General features: G+C 46.9%; 21 protein-coding genes and 1 tRNA gene. 2 read left to right on the top strand and 20 right to left on the bottom strand.

Annotated features, from left to right (window positions below):
- Nucleotides 1-31 precede the first annotated feature (31 nt).
- From ACFQ0C_RS24545 to ACFQ0C_RS24535, 3 genes are all read right to left on the bottom strand, one after another.
- On the bottom strand, nucleotides 32-1,213 hold the full coding sequence (locus tag ACFQ0C_RS24545; protein WP_379370480.1) for a phosphoglycerate kinase: 1,182 nt from the start codon (nucleotides 1,211-1,213) through the stop codon (nucleotides 32-34).
- Between the two features lie 256 nt (nucleotides 1,214-1,469).
- Nucleotides 1,470-2,474: a type I glyceraldehyde-3-phosphate dehydrogenase gene (gene gap, locus ACFQ0C_RS24540; protein WP_258217759.1), complete on the bottom strand. Its 1,005-nt coding sequence runs from the start codon at nucleotides 2,472-2,474 to the stop codon at nucleotides 1,470-1,472.
- A 57-nt stretch (nucleotides 2,475-2,531) separates the two neighbouring features.
- Nucleotides 2,532-3,560, bottom strand: coding sequence for a sugar-binding transcriptional regulator (locus ACFQ0C_RS24535; protein ID WP_258217760.1), 1,029 nt, complete (start codon nucleotides 3,558-3,560; stop codon nucleotides 2,532-2,534).
- Nucleotides 3,561-3,885: 325 nt separating this feature from the next.
- Here ACFQ0C_RS24535 and ACFQ0C_RS24530 point away from each other — a divergent pair.
- Together ACFQ0C_RS24530 and clpP are read left to right on the top strand one after the other, a co-directional pair.
- Nucleotides 3,886-3,960: transfer RNA gene (locus ACFQ0C_RS24530), tRNA-Arg, on the top strand.
- A gap of 213 nt (nucleotides 3,961-4,173) precedes the next feature.
- Nucleotides 4,174-4,755 carry an ATP-dependent Clp endopeptidase proteolytic subunit ClpP gene (clpP, locus tag ACFQ0C_RS24525; RefSeq protein WP_258217761.1) on the top strand — a complete coding sequence of 194 codons (582 nt, stop codon included), beginning with the start codon at nucleotides 4,174-4,176 and terminating at the stop codon, nucleotides 4,753-4,755.
- Nucleotides 4,756-4,997: 242 nt separating this feature from the next.
- Here the strand turns inward: clpP and ACFQ0C_RS24520 are convergent, their stop codons facing one another.
- The 17 genes from ACFQ0C_RS24520 to ACFQ0C_RS24440 form a co-directional block, all read right to left on the bottom strand.
- Nucleotides 4,998-6,764, bottom strand: coding sequence for a stalk domain-containing protein (locus ACFQ0C_RS24520; protein ID WP_379370477.1), 1,767 nt, complete (start codon nucleotides 6,762-6,764; stop codon nucleotides 4,998-5,000).
- A 240-nt stretch (nucleotides 6,765-7,004) separates the two neighbouring features.
- Complete coding sequence (locus tag ACFQ0C_RS24515) at nucleotides 7,005-7,274, bottom strand: HPr family phosphocarrier protein (RefSeq protein WP_076230567.1); 270 nt, start codon at nucleotides 7,272-7,274, stop codon at nucleotides 7,005-7,007.
- 263 nt (nucleotides 7,275-7,537) lie between these two features.
- The gene (gene whiA, locus ACFQ0C_RS24510; RefSeq protein WP_379370475.1) at nucleotides 7,538-8,467 is read right to left on the bottom strand and encodes a DNA-binding protein WhiA; all 930 of its coding nucleotides are present in this window, start codon (nucleotides 8,465-8,467) and stop codon (nucleotides 7,538-7,540) included.
- Between the two features lie 7 nt (nucleotides 8,468-8,474).
- Nucleotides 8,475-9,461: a gluconeogenesis factor YvcK family protein gene (locus tag ACFQ0C_RS24505; RefSeq protein ID WP_258217764.1), complete on the bottom strand. Its 987-nt coding sequence runs from the start codon at nucleotides 9,459-9,461 to the stop codon at nucleotides 8,475-8,477.
- Nucleotides 9,458-10,357 (bottom strand): RNase adapter RapZ, encoded by a 900-nt coding sequence (gene rapZ / locus ACFQ0C_RS24500; RefSeq protein ID WP_258217765.1) that lies wholly within the window; start codon nucleotides 10,355-10,357, stop codon nucleotides 9,458-9,460. Before rapZ ends, ACFQ0C_RS24505 begins: the two co-directional genes overlap by 4 nt.
- Before the next feature lie 381 nt (nucleotides 10,358-10,738).
- Nucleotides 10,739-11,689: an ROK family glucokinase gene (locus ACFQ0C_RS24495; protein ID WP_379370472.1), complete on the bottom strand. Its 951-nt coding sequence runs from the start codon at nucleotides 11,687-11,689 to the stop codon at nucleotides 10,739-10,741.
- Nucleotides 11,690-12,096: 407 nt separating this feature from the next.
- Complete coding sequence (gene trxB, locus ACFQ0C_RS24490; RefSeq protein ID WP_258217767.1) at nucleotides 12,097-13,044, bottom strand: thioredoxin-disulfide reductase; 948 nt, start codon at nucleotides 13,042-13,044, stop codon at nucleotides 12,097-12,099.
- A 96-nt stretch (nucleotides 13,045-13,140) separates the two neighbouring features.
- On the bottom strand, nucleotides 13,141-14,898 hold the full coding sequence (locus ACFQ0C_RS24485) for a tetratricopeptide repeat protein (protein ID WP_379370469.1): 1,758 nt from the start codon (nucleotides 14,896-14,898) through the stop codon (nucleotides 13,141-13,143).
- Nucleotides 14,899-15,003: 105 nt separating this feature from the next.
- On the bottom strand, nucleotides 15,004-15,954 hold the full coding sequence (locus tag ACFQ0C_RS24480) for a ribose-phosphate diphosphokinase (protein ID WP_258217769.1): 951 nt from the start codon (nucleotides 15,952-15,954) through the stop codon (nucleotides 15,004-15,006).
- A 213-nt stretch (nucleotides 15,955-16,167) separates the two neighbouring features.
- Nucleotides 16,168-16,974, bottom strand: coding sequence for a histidinol-phosphatase HisJ (hisJ, locus tag ACFQ0C_RS24475; RefSeq protein WP_379370467.1), 807 nt, complete (start codon nucleotides 16,972-16,974; stop codon nucleotides 16,168-16,170).
- A gap of 57 nt (nucleotides 16,975-17,031) precedes the next feature.
- Nucleotides 17,032-17,736, bottom strand: coding sequence for a bifunctional phosphoribosyl-AMP cyclohydrolase/phosphoribosyl-ATP diphosphatase HisIE (gene hisIE / locus ACFQ0C_RS24470; protein WP_379370465.1), 705 nt, complete (start codon nucleotides 17,734-17,736; stop codon nucleotides 17,032-17,034).
- Nucleotides 17,733-18,491: an imidazole glycerol phosphate synthase subunit HisF gene (hisF, locus tag ACFQ0C_RS24465; protein WP_379370463.1), complete on the bottom strand. Its 759-nt coding sequence runs from the start codon at nucleotides 18,489-18,491 to the stop codon at nucleotides 17,733-17,735. Before hisF ends, hisIE begins: the two co-directional genes overlap by 4 nt.
- Before the next feature lie 114 nt (nucleotides 18,492-18,605).
- Nucleotides 18,606-19,211 (bottom strand): imidazole glycerol phosphate synthase subunit HisH, encoded by a 606-nt coding sequence (gene hisH, locus ACFQ0C_RS24460; RefSeq protein WP_379370461.1) that lies wholly within the window; start codon nucleotides 19,209-19,211, stop codon nucleotides 18,606-18,608.
- A 1-nt stretch (nucleotide 19,212) separates the two neighbouring features.
- Entirely contained in the window at nucleotides 19,213-19,818 is a 606-nt protein-coding gene (hisB, locus tag ACFQ0C_RS24455) for an imidazoleglycerol-phosphate dehydratase HisB (protein ID WP_258217774.1), read from the bottom strand.
- Complete coding sequence (gene hisD, locus ACFQ0C_RS24450; protein ID WP_379370458.1) at nucleotides 19,811-21,100, bottom strand: histidinol dehydrogenase; 1,290 nt, start codon at nucleotides 21,098-21,100, stop codon at nucleotides 19,811-19,813. The genes hisB and hisD overlap by 8 nt, the downstream gene beginning before the upstream one ends.
- Nucleotides 21,101-21,140: 40 nt before the next feature.
- The gene (gene hisG, locus ACFQ0C_RS24445) at nucleotides 21,141-21,779 is read right to left on the bottom strand and encodes an ATP phosphoribosyltransferase (protein ID WP_258217776.1); all 639 of its coding nucleotides are present in this window, start codon (nucleotides 21,777-21,779) and stop codon (nucleotides 21,141-21,143) included.
- A 14-nt stretch (nucleotides 21,780-21,793) separates the two neighbouring features.
- Nucleotides 21,794-23,008, bottom strand: coding sequence for an ATP phosphoribosyltransferase regulatory subunit (locus ACFQ0C_RS24440; protein ID WP_379370456.1), 1,215 nt, complete (start codon nucleotides 23,006-23,008; stop codon nucleotides 21,794-21,796).
- Between the last annotated feature and the right edge of the window lie 424 nt (nucleotides 23,009-23,432).

Raw genomic sequence — 23,432 nt, 5'->3', positions numbered from 1 at the left:
CTCCTTTGTATTTGACTGTTTGGTTCAACTCTTACTTATCGTTCAATGCTACAACGCCTGGAAGCTCTTTACCTTCCATAAACTCCAAGGAAGCGCCGCCGCCAGTGGAGATATGATCCATTTTATCGCCTAGATGGAATTTCTCAACTGCCGCCGCTGAATCGCCACCGCCGATTACTGTGTAACCTTCAGTAGTTGCGCAAGCATTAGCTACAGCTTCCGTACCGTTTTTGTAAGGCTCAAGCTCGAATACGCCCATCGGCCCGTTCCAAACAACCAGCTTGGAGTTTTTGATCGTTTCAGCATAAATTTCACGAGTTTTCGGTCCGATATCAAAGCCTTCCCAATCCGACGGAATCGAATCTACAGGCACAACTTTCGTATTAGCGGAAGCACTGAAAGCATCGCCTACAACGATATCAACAGGAAGCAGGAAGTTTACGCCTTTTTCCTTGGCTTTGAGTTCGAACTCTTTAACAAGCTCCAAACGGTCGTTGTCCACGAGGGATTTACCGATTTCATAGCCTTTGGATTTGAAGAATGTATAGGACAAGCCGCCACCAATAATAATGTTGTCTGCGATATCGATAAGCTTTTCGATTACGGCAATTTTATCTTTAACCTTCGCTCCGCCTACAATAGCTGTGAAAGGACGCTCTGGATTATTCAACGCTTTACCCAATACTTCCAGCTCTTTCTCCATCAGCAAGCCGGATACTGCAGGAAGATAGTGTGCGATTCCTTCTGTGGAAGCGTGAGCCCGGTGAGCTGCTCCGAAAGCATCATTCACATACAAATCAGCCAACTCGGCAAAAGCTTTCGCCAATTCCGGATCGTTTTTCTCTTCGCCTGCATAGAAACGCACGTTCTCAAGAAGCAGAACATCGCCATCATTTAGTGCAGCAACTTGTGCTTTAACCGCATCTCCGATTGCTTCGTCTGCTTTTACTACCGGCTTACCCAACAGCTCAGCCAAACGCTTAGCCGCTGCAGTCAAGCGAAGTTCTTCAACAACCTCACCCTTAGGACGGCCCAAGTGGCTCGCCAGAATGACTTTAGCGCCTCTTTCCGCCAGGTACTGGATAGTTGGTACTGTTTCACGAATACGCGTGTCGTCGGTAATTACGCCGTTCTCCAACGGTACGTTAAAATCCACCCGTACAAACACTCTTTTGCCGCTTACTTCTACGTCACGAACGCTTTTTTTGTTCATCCCGATCACGCCTCCCGTTTTTTTCTTTCTACACACAAAAATTGTGGGTATGCCGTTTTTTTGTTTTCAATGTTCCTCCAAAAGACAAAATGGGAATGTACTGGAGAGCGTTAGCGAGGTTCCTTTGAGAATGGATTATAACAGCTACCAATTTTAATCAAAGAATCCATTCTCAACAGAACCCGGAAGTACATCCCATTTTGCACAAACTAGGCGAACATTTTTAACAAACCTACGTCATAACCACAATTGGATCTTACAAACCTTTTTTAGCAATAAAAGCAGCCAAGTCTACTACGCGGTTGGAATAGCCCCACTCGTTATCGTACCAGGAAACTACTTTAACCATGTTGTCGCCAACTACCATAGTGGACAAAGCATCAATTGTGGAAGAAGCCGGATCGCCATTGTAGTCGCTGGATACAAGCGGCTCAACGGAGAAGTTCAGCACGCCTTTCAAAGGACCGTTAGCTGCTGCTTCCAATGCTGCATTAACTTCGTCAACTGTTACGTTTACTTTCAATTCAGCAACCAGATCCGTAACGGAAACGTTAGGAGTTGGCACGCGGAAGGACATACCGTTCAACAAGCCTTTTAGTTCAGGCAATACCAAGGATACTGCTTTTGCTGCGCCAGTTGTTGAAGGAATGATGTTTTCAGCAGCTGCACGAGCACGACGCAAATCTTTATGTGGAAGATCCAATACGGATTGATCATTTGTGTACGAGTGAATAGTTGTCATCATACCTTTTACGATACCGAACTTGTCGTTCAATACTTTAGCGAAAGGAGCCAGACAGTTAGTTGTGCAAGAAGCGTTGGAGATAATGGTATGCGCTGCAGGATCGTATTTATCTTCATTTACGCCCAATACGATAGTGATATCTTCATCAGTAGCTGGAGCGGAGATGATTACTTTCTTAGCGCCGCCTTTCAAGTGAAGGGAAGCTTTGTCTTTCGCTGTGAAAATACCTGTGGATTCAACAACGATTTCAACACCGTTAGCTCCCCAAGGCAAGTTCTCAGGATTACGCTCAGCAAATACTTTAACGGTTTTGCCATTAACGATCAAAGCGCCTTCTGTTGCTTCTACAGTACCATTGAATCTGCCATGAGTAGTGTCGTATCTCAACAAATGAGCCAATGTGTTTACGTCAGTCAAATCGTTGATTGCTACGATTTCTACTTCTGGGTTATTGAAAGATGCGCGGAATACGTTACGACCGATACGTCCAAAACCATTAATACCTACTTTTACCATGTGAAAGGCCTCCTAAAGAATAATAGTTTAATTTATGTCAAGACAGGTAAGAACCTATCAAGATGGCAGCATTTGAACCATTTCTATTGCAGCGGCTTCGTCGGTCACCAATATATCCTCATGTCCGAAGCTTAGTACCGAAACGATTGCTTCTCCCTTGCTTTTTCCGCCTGCAACTCCAATCACACAATCCATTTCCTGAATATCATCGATACGCAAGCCGACGGTAGGCATTTTATGAATAATTTTACCCCTCCGGTCAAAATAGTACCCGAATGCTTCGGCCAATGCTCCTTCATGCTGAAGGCTGGCTATTGTTGCATCGTCAACCTTGCGGCGGCGTGCCATCACCATAGCTTCTCCCATGCCATGAATGACGATACGAGCCTTGCGGATGAACTCAATGATCTCTGTAATGGTAGTATCTTGCATTAAAGATTGATAAGCATCCTCGCCCAGCTGATCAGGAACATGCAGCAGTCTGTAGCTGGCTCCTGTTTTCTTAGCCATCGTTGAAGCGATTGTGTTGGCTTGGAAATCAACGCTTTCCCCCAGCCCGCCGCGAGCCGGTACAAACCAGCTGCCCTTGAGCGATGTTGATGAGGATAAATGATAAGCGACCTCTGCCATCGTCGAACCGCCGGTTACGGCAATAACTTCGTCCTTGGACACGTACTTACGAAGCACAGCTGCTCCCGCGCGACCTAATTCCTTCTTCGTATGCGGTGATGTGTCCGAGTCGCCCGGTACGATGATAACCTGCTTTAAACCAAAATGCTTCCGTATACGCTCACTCAGCTCATTCAAGCCGAACAATTCCTTGACCATCGGTTCGATGCTCTCAAGCAGCTGCCGTCCCGCTTCACTGATTCGCATACCGGCCGCCTCAATCTCAAGCAAGCCCTGAGCCTTCAAAAATTCGACCTCACTGCGCAGAACACGTTCTGTCATATTAAGCGACCCCGCCAATGTTCGGCGGCCTACAACACCCGAAACCATAATGTGATGAAGGATGGTATACCGCTCCTTCATGGTGTCCAATAGATCCGGAAGAAGCTGCTTTTGAATATTGAGTATTTCTCTCATGGAACACTCTCCCGCTCAAACATGGACCATTTTCGTCCCGGTATTACATTTTCAGTCCCACAACTTCCAAAAAAAGTACTAAGCAATCCACTTAGCACTTATAGTATATAAAATCTGTAAGCTAATTTCAACTAAAAATCACAATTTGGACAAAAAATGTGGATTATTCTCTGTTTTGCGCTATTTATAGCCACTAGTACCTAGCCATTTAGAGGATCAGCACTTCCTAAATAATTATCTGATAAACATAAGGTTGCTTTTTTCAGAGCATTATCATATAATAACTTTTGCTCGTCAAATTAACCTTAACAATTATATACAATATGCGCTCGTGGTCCAATGGATATGACGTAGGCCTCCGGAGCCTGAGATCAAGGTTCGATTCCTTGCGAGCGCGCCATTACTTCTAACCTTCCAACCTCTTTATTGCAGCAGCTTCTTTTTTGAAAGCTACGCAGTGAGAGGTTTTTTAGTTGCGTTTGTTTGACCTTTGTTGACCTTAGTTTGTTTTTCCGCTATGATGGGTATAGTGTTACCAACCACATCAGGTGCAACCATTGCTTCACGCAAATCGAAGTTGGTTGTCACTATGAATTTAAGGAGGCTGCAACCTATGAGTTTCATTCCAATGGTAGTTGAACCCGATGCAAGAGGGGAACGCGCTTATGATATTTACTCCCGCTTGCTGAAAGATCGCATTATTTTTCTAGGAACCGGGGTTAATGATGTTGTAGCTAACTCAATCATTGCCCAACTTTTGTTTTTGGCCGCAACAGATCCAGACAAAGACATTCATCTGTATATCAACAGCCCGGGCGGCTCCATTACAGCAGGGATGGCCATCTTCGATACGATGCAGTTTATTAAGCCTGATGTCTCCACGATTTGTGTCGGGATGGCCGCTTCAATGGGCGCCTTCCTTCTCGCAGCTGGCGCTAAAGGCAAACGGTTTGCTTTGCCTAACAGCGAAGTTATGATCCATCAGCCTTTGGGCGGTGCCGAAGGGCAAGCCAGCGACATTGAGATTCGCGCTAAGCGGATTCTCAAAATGCGCGACAAGCTTAACACCATCCTGGCTGAACGGACCGGCCAATCATTTGAGCAAATCGAGAAGGATACGGACCGCGATAACTTCATGTATGCAGAAGAAGCACGCGCTTATGGCCTTATCGATAAAGTAATCGAGCGCAGCTAAACTTTCAACTTAATATAAGAAAAGCTTCTGATCGAAGCCCTTTCGAGGAAGATACATTCGTGTCTAAGTTGTAGCTTTTCTTGCAATATCAGACTTCTTCAGCTCTGCTGAAAACTTATAAAGTCTGATATTATCAAAAAACCGTTTTGACACCCGCTCTATTGGCAGGTTATCAAAACGGTTTTTCTTTGTTTTACGCCGTATTACACTTCAATTGCCCAATTAACCCATTCAAAGTGCGTCTATTTATCGTCCAATGGGTAAAATATTAAATCAATTGGAAACGCCGAACCCGCCGGCGGGGTAAATTCAATATCAAGCGAGTCTTCCTTGCCCGTCGTTCTGGCTAAAATCTGCATGCCGTCAAATGCAGTTATCACACCCGATTCAGGCACCAGACGGATTTCGCCGTTAATTTTGAACGGGCCTTTAAATACTCCTCCATAGGCCAGTATCATAACTGCCATTTTGCGAGGCTTATCGGCGTGAATTTTATAAATCACCCCATAGTTGCCGTCGTTGGTAACATCCTTTTTACGCATCGGGTCGTATCCCGGCTGGAATGGATCCGTTGTACCGTCGCCAATGATAATCCTCGATGGCGTAGTGAAGGAACTGGCGTCTATACCCCACTTCACCTCGGATACAGGAAACGATCCTCTCACGTGTCCTGTGAAGGGCAGAAGCGGAAGCTGGGTCAGCGTATTCTGATTTACTGCATCCGTTGCTACGAAGGAAAACTCTATCTCTCCGTCTGTTTCCACATCGTAGAACAGGTTCACGCCTTGCCCCGGATAAAACTCAGGCATTTGTGAATAAATAAATGTCTGTTTGGCCGGTACTGTCATCGAATCATTACGCGGATCGTTCATCAAGAAATCAACTGAAGCTTCGTTACCAATCAGATTGGCGTATACAGATGGCCAAACCTCGCCTTTATTGGTTGTCTTGATTGTTACAGGCTTATCTGTAGTATTCCTTGCCAGAATAGCTAACGTTACTTTTTCCTTCGTTCCGTTAATGTGGTCAGCATAGAGCCGTCCTTTGCCTTTAACTTTATCCTGGTACAAAATCCCTTTTTCTGTGAACTCCTCCGGACTATCACTAACCAACAGCTTTCTTGTATTGTCTGTTGTGACTTGTTTAGGCAGCTGCGGTAAGCTCCAGAAGTTACCCCACAGCATACTCCAATCCGTTTTAATAAAACCGCCTATAGGCTTCATATAAATTGGATATTCAATAGCGCTCAAATACGTTTTATCTTCAATCGTGATGTTGCGGGTATACGTATCGCTTTTATTGCCATGTCCGTCCCAAACGGTAAGAGTAACAGGAAAGGTTCCTGCCGTAAAGAAAGCTTCTTCCTTACCAGTCCATTCGAATTTAGCAATACCTTCGGCATCCGGATCATAACTCAGGTCTACGTATTTGACCGGTTCGCCAATTTGATAGGTTGATTTAGCAAACGAAAATTTAGCCACAGGTTTCGAGTTGCCCGTATTGGGAATGTAAATCCCGGCCGGCTTTACCGTATGAATAATTTCTACGCGCCGCAGCTCCTCGTTATATGTGTAACGCGCTCCCATATAATCAGCCAGCCATGTCAGCTTAATCAACAGCCTGCCTTCCTTGCTAATAGCAGCGGCAGAGTCAAAGGGCTGCATCAATCCATTAACCCACACTGAATTTCGATCGCTGTCTAGTACGATATTGTAGCCCGGCGTCGTCATTGTAATTTGCCGTGTTTTATCGTTCCATTCAACCTTCATTCCCATGGCATCACCTAAAAATTTGGCAGGAACGAACATTTTATCTTTAATAATGGTCGCTGGTGAGTCCAACTGAACCTGTTTTCCATTCAAAAATGCTTCGACTTTATCAACATAAAGCAAAATATAATTGGAAGCTGTTGACATTGGTTGTGCCGCCGATACAAATGTAGGACTGAATACTGCGAATAATAATGCGATAATGGCGATCAGTGATAGTTCTCTTTTCATCTGTTTCATCTCTCTACTCCTTAGAATTTTTGCAAAAAATTCCTTATTACGCTCAAACCTTAAAAAAATTTAATAAATGAAAACAACAAAAAACCTTTTCGGCTGAAGACACGTCATAATAGACGTTCTTATTAAGAAAAGGTTGCGCTTTTATTGGCAGACCATACAAATCATTATTTGGAAATGTGTCCATTTCGTGCAAGTCACCAAACAAAAAAAGCTTCCTGATTGGAAGCCCTCTGCGGTCGGTTATTGGTTTTCAAGTTCCTCTTTACTTACTAATGTGACTAAAGCGTTTACAGCCTGTTCTGCGTCCGAACCCTCAGCACTAATATAAACTTCCGTACCTGTGCTGATCGCCAGGCTCATAATACCCATGATACTTTTGGCATTCACTTTCTTCTCATCCTTCTCAACGAAGATTTCGGAAGAGAATTTATTCGCTTCTTGAACGAATAGTGCCGCCGGTCTGGCATGAAGGCCTGTTTTCAACTTCACAACTACTGGGCGTTTCGACATTCCAACCAATACCCCCTACATCTTTAATAGCAAATGACCATTCTCAGATAAATGACCATGAAAAAAGCGATTTATCAATTATTATATCATTTTTCAATCCGATACACTAGGAATAATGTGCATTTACACAAAAATTCTATATTTACCGAAAAATTTACCTAAAAAAGAGTGACAACCAACCTCGCTTCGCTTGAGTTAATGGTTGTACTTTAGTGACATCCAATCCTGCTTCACACGAGGTTATCGTTGCCCTTTATTAACAATTAAGCTTTTCGGATTTTTTCCGCTAATTCATCGATTTTACGAAGACGGTGATTAACCCCGGATTTACTGACGCTGCCTTTTAACATATCGCCAACTTCTTTTAAATTCAGATCCGGATGCTTCATACGAATTTCTGCAACCTCACGTAATTTCTCAGGCAAGTTTTCTAAACCGACTTCCTTTTGCAGCAGCCGAATATTATCGATCTGCCTTACAGCCGCTCCGATAGTCTTATTTAAATTAGCTGTCTCACAATTCACCAACCGATTGACGGAGTTGCGCATATCCTTCATAATCCGGACATCCTCAAACCTGAACAGAGCTTGGTGAGCGCCAATTAGACTTAGGAATTCGATTATTTTCTCGCCTTCCTTAATATAGAACACGAAACCCTTCTTACGTTCAATACAGCGTGCATTCAAATCAAACTCATTAGCCAAATCGCATAATGCCTGGCAATGCTCTTCATACATCGACGAGATTTCCAAGTGGTAGGAGGAACCTTCAGGATTGTTCACGGATCCGCCTGCCAGGAAAGCCCCCCGCAAATAGGCTCGCTTACAGCAGCTGTCTTGAAGAATCACCGCTTCAATCCCGGGAGTAAATATAAACCCTTCGGACACAATTTGCATTTGGGCCAATATCTCCTGCACCTGCTGGGGCACTCGCACAATATACACATTGTTTTTCTTTAATCGCATCTTTTTTCGGACAAGCAGCTCAATGTGAACACGAAATTTCTTTTTCAACAAAGAATAAATCCGTCGCGCAATGGCAGCGTTCTCTGTAGAGATATCAAGTACGATCCGTTGATTCGTCAATTGTACGGAGCCATTCATCCGAATCAATGCTGATAGCTCTGCCGTTTCACAACAGTCATCCGACTGAATCATGGTTAATTCCTTTTTCGTTTGTGAGGCGAAGGACATGATATAGTCACCTCTTCTTAATCATCCAGTTCTCCACCAATTGATAGATGTGCTGGCTTAATTTATCGGCGTCATGGCGAAGATAGGTGCGAAATAATACCAGTTGGTCAGCAATGACCTTGTATCCTTTTTTCGTTACCTCATCCAGATCGAGATGGACGACCTTTGCGCCTTTTTCCGCGTACCTATTTTGAACCTGAGGAGGAATCTCTCCATTATTTACAATAACATAATCAAATAAATCTTGCCCTACATGATCACGAACCGCACGCAAATGGTCGCTTACGGCATATCCATCCGTCTCTCCTGGCTGCGTCATGACGTTACAGATGAACATTTTGAGCGCTTTCGACTCAACAATTGTCCGCGTAATTTCAGGAACAAGGAGGTTTGGCAGGATGCTCGTGTATAAGCTGCCCGGGCCCACCAGAATTGCATCAGCGCGCCTTAGAGCCTCTACTGCTTCAGGCAGGGGCGATACATCTGCCGGTTCAATAAACACCCGTTTAATGACTTTGCCGGATTTGGGGATTTTGGACTCCCCCTCAACAATCGTGCCATCCATCATCTCTGCTTTCAGCACTATCGCATGGTCAGCTGCGGGAAGCACTCTGCCGCGCACTGCAAATACTCGGCTAAGCTCCCGAACGCCAGTTACGAAATCACCGGTAATGTCTTGCATTGCAGCCAAAATTAGATTACCCAAACTATGGCCGGCCAATCCCTGACCTTTTTGAAAACGATACTCCAGCATTTTACCGAGCAAGGGCTCTACATCTGCCAGCGCAGTTAGAACGTTGCGGATATCCCCTGGAGGAACCATTTCCAATTCGGAGCGCAAAATGCCTGAGCTGCCTCCGTCGTCCGCAACCGTCACGATAGCGGTAATATCCATCGGCTTCTCCTTCAATCCCCGAAGCATGACGGATAAACCTGTTCCTCCACCGATTACGACGATGCGGGGCTGATCACCTTCCTCGTGATCCTTTGTCATTTTTTCACCTCAACCCGATCCCGCTCTGAGTCGCGGTGGCTTACCCGAATAATTTCCGTTTCGCTATTATCCATTACTTTACCGAGATACTCCGCAATAGCTACGGAACGATGCTTGCCACCCGTACAACCGATCCCGACTACAACCTGGCTTTTACCCTCTTTCTTATACTGCGGCACCAAAAAGTGAAGCATATCGAGCAGCTTGGTTAGAAACTCCTGTGTTTCACTCCACTTCATGACATAATCGTAAACATCCTGGTCTTGACCGGTATTTGGACGAAGGGCGTCGACATAATGCGGATTTGGTAAAAACCGCACGTCAAAAATTAAATCAGCATCAATCGGAATTCCATACTTAAAGCCGAAAGAGATTACATTTATAGATATGCCGCCCAGTTCCAGATTGGTGAATCGGGATACAATCTTCTCTTTCAGCTGCGCAGGCTTCAGGTTGCTTGTATCAATAACCTGAGTAGCTACGCCTTTGAGTTCCTCCAACAGCTTACGCTCCTGATGAATCCCTTCCAGTGGCACTCCCGTCGGTGCTAGTGGATGTTTACGGCGGCTCTCCTTGTAACGCTGTACGAGGATAGCGTCGGTAGCATCCAAAAATAGAATTTCATAGGTCAGCGTGTGATTTTCCTTCACATAACGAAGCGATTCCGATAAGGAAGTGAAAAACTCTCTTCCGCGCAAATCGATTACAAGCGCCACTTTGCCAATGCGGCCCTTCGACTGCTCGATCAACTCCGCAAATTTGGGAATTAATACGGGAGGAAGATTATCCACGCAGAAAAAACCGAGATCCTCTAAGCTTTGCACCGCGATCGTCTTGCCTGCTCCAGACATACCAGTAATAATGACCAGCTTGCCCAAGGTATGCATTTCTTCCATGGGTACTTCCTCCTCCGGGCGCTCGCGAGCTAACCATCGAGGTTGCTGCGGGTAGGTGAGTGCCTCCGGCTTCTATTGAAAGTGAGTTCCTCTGATTAAACTATGCGGTAGGGAACTCACTTTCAAAATGAAGCACGTAAACTCTCCGACACATCCCCTTACCCTTCGCAAATATAATGGTTTGCCCACTCGCTATATCTATATATAAGCGCGCGGTAATTAGCGCGCTTGTTCTAGGACTTAAAGACTTAAAGACTTGAATGAATGTTGTCTACTTTTAGTTTATTGAAAGATAGAGACAACAGAACTAAACGAGAGCCTCGAATCAAACAAAATATGAATAGGACAACCCTTAAGAGACATACACTCAAAATCGGAAAATTAAGAATGCAGATTTAAACCAGCGGCTCCGACAACACCAGCGTCATTACCTAGTGTAGCGGGCACAATATCCACGCCTTCACTTGCTGATTCTTGCGCATATTCGTGAAAATAATGACGAATCGCATCGAACAAGATATCCCCTGCTTTAGAAACACCGCCACCGATAATGTACCGCTGAGGGTTCAACACAACCGATACCATAGCCATCGATTTACCCAAATAGTTGGCTGCACGATTAACGATCCGCTGAGCAACATCATCACCTGATTTAGCTGCATCAAACACATCCTTAGCCGTAATGCCTTCTACTAGAGCCAAAGAGGTATGCTCGCCGCGTTCCACTGCTTCATTCGCCATTCTAATTATTCCTGTTGCGGAAGAAACCGTCTCCAGACAGCCATTCATTCCACAGCCGCATTGAATAGCTTCCAGGTCTGGAACCAATCTCATATGGCCCAGCTCTCCAGCCATACCTTTAAAGCCTTGATATATTTTTCCACCAACGATAATGCCGCCGCCTACACCAGTCCCGAGGGTATAGCATACCAAGTTAGGTATGCCTGCTCCAGCGCCACTCCACGCTTCGCCCAATGCCGCTACATTAGCATCATTATCGATTTTCACTGGTTTACCCAGCTTTTCTTCAAGAATTTGCTTAACAGGCACGTTGCGCCAACCTAAATTAGGTGACAGCTTGATGAAGCCCTCAGGAATATCCATAAATCCAGCGATGCCTGCTCCAATGCCGGCTACCTGCTCCCAATCATAAGAAGTGTCCGAAATAAGCTTGCGAACATAGCTCGCGATGTTCTCCAGCACAACATCCGCGCCGTGCTCCGTCCCAGTCGGCCCTTCATAAGTATGAAGCAGCTTTCCATTAATGTCACAAAGCCCCACTTTAATAGTGGTTCCCCCTAAATCGACTCCAACATATACCTTTTCTCCCATGCCTTGTCACCTCATAAACATATAATCACATAATGCTCCACCATCAACTATAAGCCAACCCTATCCACAGGTCAAGATAGAGAAAATCTTGGGATAAACACCTTGAGGCGGCTGCTATCGCTTATATATAGAACGGTTGCTGACTTATAGCCACTATCCCCTTTAATAAGAACAATTCCCACCAAATCATTGTGCTTGTTACTGCTAGCACTAACTGGAAGCGTGTCCCATAGGGACGGAAGCGATCCTTTATCTACAACATCATACGAAGCACCAACTCGCCTCCCACTCCTATATTTTTCGGGTGTCCAGAGGGCAGCAGCCCTTGGAGCCCTCCCGGCGGGGAGGGTTTGGGAGGGGGAAAGTATAAAAAAACGTGAAGCCCAGTGCTCCACGTCTCCTTGTATTTACAGCGATTGACTCCAATCGTGAACCGCATGACCATCCAAAAACTTCTCACAATCCAGGGCAGCCATACAACCGCTGCCAGCCGCTGTAATGGCCTGACGATACTTGCTGTCTTGCACATCACCACATGCAAATACGCCCTCAACATTCGTCAGCGACGTCCCCGGCTTCACAACGATGTAACCTGTTTCGTCTGTAGTAATTTGTCCAGCGAGGAAGTCTGTGTTCGGTCTATGTCCGATAGCAACGAAAATACCGTCGGTCTCGATAACTTCTTCCTCACCTGTTTCGTTGTTTTTCACTTTTAAACCCGTTACGCCCTTATCTCCCGAAATTACGGCTAGTGGCGTCTTATTAAGATCCCAAGCAATTTTCTGATTCTCCCGAGCACGGTCCTGCATGATCTTCGAAGCACGCAGATCATTGCGACGGTGAACCAGCTTAACTTCAGTTGCAAAGCGAGTCAGGAAGTTCGCTTCTTCCATGGCTGAATCCCCACCGCCAACAACGATGATTTTCTTGCCGCGGAAGAAAAATCCATCACAGGTTGCACAGGTGCTGACACCGCGTCCCATGCTTTCCTTTTCATTCTCAATACCTAATAACTTGGCTGTTGCGCCTGTAGAGATAATGATGCTCTCCGCCTCAATGTCACCCATGCCTTCTACCGACAGCTTGAATGGACGCTTTGACATATCAACCGAGTTGACCCAGCCCGTCTTGAATTCAGCGCCAAAGCGTTCCGCTTGTTTGCGCATATTATCCATTAATTCAGGCCCCATAATGCCTTCAGGAAATCCAGGGAAGTTCTCTACCTCTGTCGTTGTTGTAAGCTGACCACCTGGTTCAGGCCCTTCAATAACCAAAGGATTCAGATTGGCACGTGCCAGATAAATAGCTGCAGTGAGCCCCGCAGGACCTGTACCTATAACGATTGTTTTGTACAAAATGACTCCTCCTAAAAGTTTCGCGTCAGCAAAACCAGCATCGTAAGCATCTATAGAGTTTCACCCAAGCGAAACTTCCTTAAATAAGCAGGTCGCTTATTTTATCTTATGATCAAAGCTCGAAAACTTGGGGAAAATAGCTTCCATTTTCTCTTTAAGTCCACACGCTTCGTCAATGATTTTCACATTCTTGCTTATGGTTGCAACCGATACTTTGTACCTGTGAGCCAGCTCATGATACGAGATCGCACGACGGTGCATTTTGGCCGTTAAATATTCAAGCGCTGCCGCCCAGCCTTCAACCTTCGAAATTTTGGGAGAATAAATTGGGTATACACGAGACAAATATTCTACCCACAAAGTCTGAAGGTCATACTGCTGTACCATATCGTAACGGCGATCCATTTCCTTCATGGCCATATCCATAATTTGCTGCCATTTAGGCTCCCATACCGGTAAATTCGGCGAGAATGGAGAGGCCGGGACTGTAATCTTGCTTCCGTCCAGAACAGCCGTAACCGGCTCGTGCAAGCCAATATTACGCAACACGAAAATAGCTACCTTTTTCAAGTAATCGTCTTCGCCCGGTTCCTGAATGAATTCGAGTAGAGCTTCCTTCACTTCATTATCAGCAATCAAGCCAAATGCTTGAATAACCTGTAATTTCGTTTCTGTATCCCCGTGGCGCAATGCCCAGAAAAAGGACGAACGCACCAACGGATCACGTTTCAAGTGGTCGGGCAAACCTTCCGTAGACTTTTCCAAGCCTCTGAACTGCTCTTCAAAAGGAAGATGGTAGTGATAGCTCACCGGAGGTTTTACCTCCTCATCACGCGCTTTGTGCAGCAGATTCAGATAAAAGCTGGGGATTTCCGAGCCGGGATCGAACTTATTAGCTTGACGCCATTGACGCTCAGCTTCCGCATATTTCTGGGTATTGTAGGCAGCAACCGCGGTATAGTGAAATAAACAAGGATCAAGACCAGCTTCCCCGGTTTTCAGCAGTCGCTTGAACAAACGGTACGCCGTCTCATGTTCACTTAAGATACCCATTGTGGTAGCCAGTTTAAACACATGATCCTGATGGAACGGATAGGTTTTACGCAAAACACCCATCAATTCACTGAGATTTTCCTTATCACCGAAATGCTGGTAAAAGATGGCCAGGTTGCACAATGCATGCAAGTTGCCATGCTCCAGCTCCAGCACTTGTTTTATCATATCGATCGACTTCTCAAAATGACCCATGTAATAATACGCCAAAGCCAGATTATTACGTGCCGCCATAAAGTCGGGATGCTTCTTAATTATTTTCTCCAATATACGGACCGCTTCAGCAAATTTGCCTTCCTCAAGCATAGCCCGGGCACGGTCATGTTCGAACATTCCTTCACGGCTTTTTATAGAAGTAAGCTTGGTCGGACGATCCAGCTCATAGCTGAGCAGCTCGATCATTTCCTCAGACTCCTCCAAAAATTGGCCGGTAGGGTCATTCTCTAAATAGTGGATAATTGCTTTTTCAGCTAACTCATAATCTTCCATGTTGGCATAATTATTGGCCATGTAGAAATAACATTCTGTCATAGCTGGATCAATCTGATCCAATACCTGCTGAAGGATACGATTAGATTCCTTATAATTTCCCATCTCCGAGAGAAGCCCAGCCAAGTTACAATGATTAACCGCATTTTCCGGCTCGTATTCGGCTGCGCGACGAAAATACTTTAATGCCTTATCATAATGAAATCTGTCCAAGGATTGAACGGCTCGTTCGAAAAAGAACGTGGCATCCATTTTCATCGAGATCACTTTAGCTGGTGGTTGGGTTGGGTTAGCACGCTTTTTCTTCTCCATTAAACAAGGCACCTCCGGTTCCGTCTGGAATTTGCAAGAAACCAGCGTTATTACTATCAAAAGTATAGCACATTCCTGAAAAAATAAACAAAATAGTTAAACTTCTTATACGCCGCCGTATTTAAATAGCGAACTAATCGAGCCGCCGTCTTTAATAATCCGAATGGCATTGGAAAGCAATGGAGCAACGGACAATACCGTGAAACGGGATGAATGGTCGTCCGGAATCGCAATGGAGTCGGTTATAACGACTTCCTTGATGTTCGGATGATCCAACCGCTGCAGAGCAGGCCCCGAGAACACAGGGTGGGTGGCACAGATATAAACGTCGTTAGCGCCTCTTTCCTTCAAGCCCTCAACCACGTTGACAATCGTTGTTCCTGTATCGATCAAATCCTCGATGATAACCGGAGTTTTACCTTCCACATCACCGATGACATGTGTAACTGCTGACTCATTATGGGCATAGCGTTTCTTAAACATCATAGCGATAGGCGCACCAAGCACATTGGCCAGGTTCTCAGCTCTCGTCACACCACCCGCATCCGGGGATACAACGATCAAATCATCAATATTTTTATTTTTGATATGACTGCTTAACAGATCCAGCCCTGTCAAATGATCAACCGGGATATTGAAAAATCCTTGAATCGCAGGCGCATGCAAATCAATCGTAATTACGCGATCAGCTCCGGCAGTATTCAATAAATCAGCAACCAATTTTGCCGTAATCGGCTCACGCGGGGCCGCTTTACGTTCCTGACGGGAATAACCATAATAAGGTACGACAAGATTAATCGTTCTGGCAGATGCGCGTTTGGCCGCGTCCATCATTACCAAAAGCTCCATAAAATGCTCATTAATCGGATGAGAGAACGTCTGCACTAAAAATACATCACAATTCCGTATGCTTTCTTCGTAGAGACAGTAAATTTCTCCGCATTTAAACCGGGAGAGCTTGATTTGGCCCAGTGGGACGCCCAATTCCTTACAAATACGTTCTGCAAGCTGAGGATTGGAAGATCCCGAAAAGATTTTCAATTTGTCGCTGTACATGGTTACCTCCGTTGGATTGTTTACATTTTGCAGTCAATAAAACCCCTACGATTTGTATTACGCAGCAGGCCGTATTCCGATACATTTATTCGCCAAATGTCATTATACAATAATACTCAACTATATTATACATGAAAAGAATGCATTAAGAAAAAGGCGATTCAGTGAAAAACAGGGGTATTCCAATTTTTACATGCCGATTTTTACAGGTTTTTAGAAGGCAATCATTTTTCTTTTACGCTTTTGAAAGGTAGCCAATTCTGTGAAACCGATATCCTTTAACAGAGCAACCGCCTGATCCAAGTACTGTGACAGCCGTTCCGGCTGATGGGCATCGGACCCGATTGTTAAAGGAATGCCCCATTCGTAGCATAATTCCAGCATGCGGCGGCTTGGGAACATTTCGTTCACAGGCATCCGCAATCCGGATGCATTCAATTCTATCGCTAGCCCTGCAGCTTTAACCGCACGAAGAGCATCGTTCTCCAAATGCTCCACATTTTGCTCAGGCTTGAAGCCAAAACGCTTGATTACGTCAATGTGGCCAATGTAATCATAGAAGCCGGTTTTCGCTGTCTTTTGTACCGCATCATAATATTGCTGATACACCTGGTAGGCATCCCGTTCTTTCCACTGATCCAGCTGCCGGAAATCGGATATATCCCATTCCCCAAGAAAATGCACCGATCCTATTACATAATCCCATGGATATGCTTGTATGATCTGTTCGATCTCGGCTTCATAGCCTTCAATATAATCGCCTTCCAAGCCTACGCGGATATCAATCTGACCTTTATATTGCTGCTGCAAGCGGAAGGCTTCCTCGGCATAATGCGGAAGCTCCTCCATTGGCATTGCCATACCAGGCAAGTAAGTGGCTGGGTCTACATGCAGCAAGGGCATATGGTCGGACAGCCCCAATTGGGTCAGTCCGAGCTCAATGCCCTTTTGCACGTATTCCTCAAGCTCACCCGATGCATGCCCACAGCGGACATGATGGGTATGATAGTCAATGAGCATTGGAATCTCTCCTTAATAGCTTCCCATAAGGAAAGCCTTCTTCGTAAGAGTGAACTACTATTTTTTGTGGCGGCGGTCAAGCTCTCTCATCACATCATCTAACGGCAGCTTCGCTTCGCGCAGCAGAACCATCAGATGGAAGATCAGATCGCTGGATTCGTAGCGAAGCTCTTCATTATCGCGATTTTTAGCGGCAATGATGACTTCAGCGGTTTCCTCGCCAACCTTTTTCAATATTTTATCGATCCCTTTTTCAAACAAATACGTGGTATAAGCACCTTCCGGACGCTCTGCATCACGCTCTGCTATAACCGATTCCAGTCTGGACAGCATGGCGAAACGGTCACCACCGGCAGTCTCAGTTGCTTGCGCAGCTTGTTCCTTGACGGCTCCGTTTACAGGCACCTCGTTATAGAAACAGCTGTATTTCCCTGTATGGCAGGCAGGACCTGCTTGATCCACCAACACCAGCAGTGTATCTCCATCACAATCATATTTCAAAGCTTTCACTTTTTGAATATGGCCTGATGTTGCACCTTTATGCCATAGCTCACTGCGTGAACGGCTCCAGAACCAAGTTTCTCCTGATTCAATAGTCAGCTTTAAAGAATCCTGATTCATATAAGCCAGCATGAGTACATCCTTGCTTGCCGCATCCTGCACGATTGCCGGAACCAGTCCCTGCGCATCCCATTTAATTGCTGCATTCAGCTGTTCTCCGCTTAATCCAGCTTGCTCACCGCCAGCTTGTTCGTTGCTCATCGGATCTCCACTCCTTTTTGTCTAAGGTCGTCTTTAACCTCATCGATTGTAAGCTCTTTATAGTGAAAAATCGTTGCGGCCAACCCCGCATCCGCTTTGCCTTCTGTAAATACGTCGTAAAAATGCTCCTTTAACCCTGCACCTCCGGAGGCGATTACCGGAATGCCCACACTTTCGGATACGGCTTTGGTTAAAGGCAGATCGAAGCCATCCTTCGTCCCATCTGCATCCATACTGGTCAGCAGAATTTCGCCTGCTCCAAGCTCTTCTACCCGCTTCGCCCATTCCAGCGCCTTAATGCCGGTTTCGTTGCGTCCGCCATGGGTGAACACTTCCCACTCTCCCCACGTTTCGTTATAGCGGGCATCAATAGCAACAACGATACATTGTGAACCAAAACGACGTGCTCCGTCTGAAATAAGCTGGGGATTTTTGACTGCTGCCGTATTGATGCCGATTTTATCCGCGCCAGCCCGAAGCATCCGCTTCATGTCGTCCACGCTGGATATTCCGCCTCCTACAGTGAAGGGAATCGTAATTTCACCTGCTGTTTTTTTCACAACCTCCACCATTGTAGCCCGGCCTTCCACCGAAGCCGAAATATCGAGGAATACCAGCTCATCGGCACCCTCCCGGTCATAAATCGCAGCCAATTCGACAGGATCGCCGGCATCGCGCAAATTGACGAAATTAACTCCCTTTACTACACGGCCATCTTTCACATCCAAACATGGAATGATCCGTTTTGCCAGCATTTGTTTCCCTCCTTAGAGTTTTGCCAAAGCAAAACTTTACTTTCCTAAAGCATTAGCTACAAATCGGAAGCCTATTAAATAAGTACGGTAAACTGAAGTCCTATTGCAACATACTTACGGTTTGCATAAATCGAGGAAATTACCGAGCAGCTTCATTCCTAAGCTGCCGCTTTTCTCCGGATGAAATTGCATCCCATACACATTTCCACGTCCAACAATGGCTGTAACCTGCTGGTGGTAATCCGTTACCGCCAGCAGATCGGAAGCCTGCTCAGGCAGCGCATGGTACGAGTGCACGAAGTACACATGCCCTTCTTCAATGCCTGCAAACAGTGGACTTTGCTGCTTATACAGCAGACGATTCCAGCCCATGTGCGGCACTTTGTAGCTGCCTTGAAAACGTACAACCTGCCCAGGCAGCAGGTTCAACCCCTCGTGGGAGCCGTGCTCCTCACTGCTGGTGAACAGCAGCTGCATCCCGAGGCAGATGCCCAAGAGCGGCTTGCCGGTCTGCGCGTAGCGCACGACCGCCCCGTCCAGACGCGACTCGCGCAGCTGCTCCATCGCATCGCCGAAGGCGCCGACTCCCGGCAATATCGCGCCGTCAGCTGCCAGAATCTCGCTCTCGTCAGACGTTACGACAGCTTCATAGCCGAGACGCTCCACAGCCTTGCTCACGCTGTGCAAATTGCCCATGCCATAATCGATAATGGCGATCATGCTACAGCACTCCCTTCGTGGATGGCACGCCTTTCACGCGCGGGTCAATGCTCGTTGCTTCGTCAACCGCACGCCCAAGCGCCTTGAAGATGGCTTCAATCATATGGTGCGTGTTTTGCCCATAGTGGACGATGACATGCAGCGTAACACGAGCTTCCAATGCGAATTTCCACAGAAATTCTTGCACCATTTCAGTTGAAAAGCTGCCAACCTGTGCGGATGGATATTGAGCGCGATATTCAAAATGCGGACGGTTGCTCACATCAATCACGACTTGTGCCAACGCTTCATCCATCGGGATAAATACATTCGCGTAACGCTTAATTCCCCTCTTGTCCCCTAACGCTTCACGAAGCGCGTGTCCGAGGCAAATACCAATGTCTTCCACCGTATGGTGGTCATCGATGTCGATATCCCCTACCGCATTCACGCGCAGGTCAAAATGTCCGTGCTTTGTAAACAAGTCAAGCATATGATTTAAGAACGGAACATCCGTTTCAAGCTCGGAAATACCGGTTCCATCAACGTTAAAGGAAAGCTGAATATCCGTTTCATTCGTTTTGCGCGTAATTTGAGCCGAACGTGCGGCCTGCTGCTGGTCAGCCATGGGAATTCCCTTCTTTCTCCAATCGTATTTGAATCGCTCTTGCATGTGCTTCCAAGCCTTCATGCTGTGCCAAGGCGATAATTTTCTCCCCATTTTGCAGCAAGGCTTCCTTACTATAGTAGATGACACTGGATTTTTTCATAAAATGATCCACATTGAGCGGCGAGGAGAACCGCGCCGTACCGTTCGTAGGCAGCACATGGTTCGGCCCTGCGAAGTAATCGCCGACCGGCTCAGAGCTGTAGGACCCAAGGAATATCGCGCCTGCATTCTCGATAGAGCTCAAATATTGGAACGGGTCGGCCGTGAGAATCTCAAGATGCTCGGGCGCGAGCTGATTGACGACGCGCACGCCTTCTTCGAGGCTCGCGACCGTCAGGATCGCGCCATTGTCGCGAATCGACTGAGCGGCAATGTCCCGCTTCGGGAGCGATTCCAGCTGGCGGGCGACCTCGGCCACCACGGCCTGCGCCAGTGCTTGCGACGGCGTGATCAGGATCGCCGACGCCATCTCGTCGTGCTCGGCCTGCGACAGCAGGTCCGCCGCCACGTAAGCGGCGTCCGCCGTATCGTCGGCGAGCACGACAATCTCGCTCGGGCCGGCGATGCTGTCGATATCGACAGCGCCGAACACGTAGCGCTTGGCCAGGGCAACGTAGATATTGCCGGGGCCCACGATCTTATCCGCCGCGGGGATCGATTCCGTGCCGTAAGCGAGCGCGGCAACCGCCTGCGCTCCGCCGACACGGTAGATCTCGCGGACGCCCGCTTCCGCTGCCGCCACCAGAATGTGCGGATCGATGCCATCGATACCGGCGGTAGCTGGCGGCGTAACCATCACAATCTCCGGCACACCGGCAACCTGTGCCGGAATAGCGTTCATCAGGACGGATGACGGATACGCCGCCTTCCCTCCTGGAACGTATAATCCGACCCGCTTCAGCGGCCGGATCACTTGACCCAGGATGCTGCCGTCGGGCTGCAGATCCATCCAGGACGTACGCTTCTGCTTCTCATGGAAGCGTCGAATATTGTCCGCTGCCTCTCGGATCGCAGCGAGGAAGCTCTCGTCCACCTTCGCATAGGCGGCCTCAATCTCAGAATCGCTCACGCGCAACTCGCCAACGCTAACGCCGTCGAACTGCTGAGCGAAGCTCCGCAGCGCCGCATCGCCATCGCGCCGCACCGTTTCAATAATGCTCTTCACGGCGATATTCTGCTCCTCCGAGCCATATTCCACCTGCCGCTCTAGCGAAAATTCACTTGCCGGCATGATCTTCATCCTGTATCCCCCCTGATATCCTGAATAGTTCCGTATTTCCTTACACCCTGCCAGTTGAAGCAATCAGGTTCTGCAGTTTGTCGCACAGTGCCTGGATCGTTTCGTTTTTCATCCGGTAACTGACACGATTAGCTATCAAGCGGCTTGTAATCGAAAAAATTTGCTCCTGCTCCACCAAGCCGTTCTCTTCCAAGGTTTTCCCGGTTTCAACCATATCGACGATCCGATCGGCCAAACCAATCAGAGGAGCCAGCTCAATGGAGCCGTTCAGCTTAATGACCTCCACCTGCTGCCCTCTTTCACGGAAGTACTGAGAAGCTACGTTCGGATACTTCGTTGCCACCCGCGGGTTCAATACCGGCTCCCAATCGGGAAGCCCTATAACCGACATCCTACAGCGGGCGATGCCTAAATCCAACAGCTCATAAACGTTGCGATTCTCTTCCATCAGCACGTCTTTGCCTACAACTCCAATATCCGCCACTCCGTACTCTACATAGGTTGGAACATCAACCGGCTTAGCCATAATAAATTCCATTCTTGCTTCCGGCACCGAAATGATAAGCTTTCGCGAATCATCAATATCATCCGGGATGGTCAACCCTGCTTCACGAAACAGCTTGGAGGCCTGCTTATAAATACGCCCCTTGGGCATTGCAACCTTCAATATATCCTGCATGCTCTTATGCTCCTTTAACCGATCTCGATCACTTTTTGATACGCGATACCATTCACACTATAGGTCCCGTCCAATTGCCTTACTGCCACCAACTGCTGAGCTTGATTCCCATCAATGAAGTCAGATACCAGCCTGGTCTCCACCATCGACCTCTCCTGATCACGCAGCTCTTTCGCTCTACGGAACGCTTCCTCACGTTTAGAGGCCGTATAGGTGATCAGCACCCGATGAGGCTCCTCTATTGGACGCTTGCTCACCACTTCCAGGATGCGATTTGTTTTAAGTGCAAAGCCCGTTGCCGGAGCCGGACGCCCGAATTGAGTCAACAGATTATCATAACGCCCGCCGCTGCACACCGGAAAACCAAGATCCGCCGCATAGCCTTCAAAAGTCATGCCTGTATAATAAGAGAAATCTCCAATCATCGTCAAATCGATTAATACATGCTCCGAAACACCGTAAGCCTTCAGAACATCCCACACTTCACAAAGATGGGCTATGGACTGCTGCGCTATCGGATCTTTCGTAACCTGCTTAGCTTGTGTACATATTTCCTGCCCGCCGCGAAGCCTTAATATGCCTTCAAGCTCCTGCTGTACCCCCGCGGTCAACCCAAGAGATTTGATGGTTTCCCTGTAGCCTACATAATCGCGGTTTAACAAGCATTCCTTCAAGCTTTGCTGTGCATCTAGGCGATCCTTCAGCGTTTCATTGAACAGTCCTGTTAAAAAGCCTACATGGCCAAGCGCAATCTTGAACTCTTGGACTCCCGCAGCCTGCAAGCTGGCGATTGCTAGCGCAATGACCTCTGCATCTGACTCAGAGGAAGCATCTCCTACAAGTTCAACTCCAGTCTGAAAAAACTCCGCATCGCGACCAGCTTCAGCTTCAAACGCGCGAAAAACATTCGCATGATAAGATAGCCGAATCGGAAAAGCCTGATCCTTCAACAAAGAAGACACTACACGCGCGATCGGCGCTGTAATATCGGAGCGCATGACCAAAGTCGTCCCATTACGGTCCAGCAGCTTAAATAGCTTGCGGTCCTCGGTGGAGCTTGCTACTCCAACCGTATCGTAGAATTCCAATGTCGGTGTTATAATTTCCTGATAGCCCCAACGCTCCATACATTGCAGAACATTAGTTTCGATAGCACGCAGCTTAGCTACAGCCGCCGGCAAATAATCTTTAACCCCGGTTGGTTTTTCAAACACTTTCGGTTTCGACACCGACCCTCACCCACCTATATTAAACTTAATAATTTTCACAAACGCTTTAGTGCGATACCATACTACCAAAATAAAGAATGTAATCGTAAGTTTATCATTGAAATCGCCTAGAGTCAATGTGAATCCTGATCTTTTGTTTATTAAGAAAAATGCCTTGCGGCGTCCTTGGAAAGTGCTGTCCCAAAATTCATTTTGGAACAGCACATCCACCATTATCGTGAAAATAGAGTTGCAAAAGAACCCTCAAGCTTAAAGATTCTTTTGCACATTCTATGGGATTCATTTATTCACTCATTAGGTTTCACCCTTTTGAAATAGCCCTTCCTGGGTATTCTCAGCAAATAGCAGAGATGAGGCCACTTTCCAACGCGTGCTAATCGCTAGGTTCGGGGTTCGGGGTTCGGGGTTCGGGGTTCGGGGTTCG

The sequence above is a fragment of the Paenibacillus sp. GCM10027630 genome (genome assembly GCF_042676305.1).
GTDB lineage: Bacteria > Bacillota > Bacilli > Paenibacillales > NBRC-103111 > Paenibacillus_S.
This window is presented reverse-complemented; position numbering and strand designations above follow the sequence as displayed.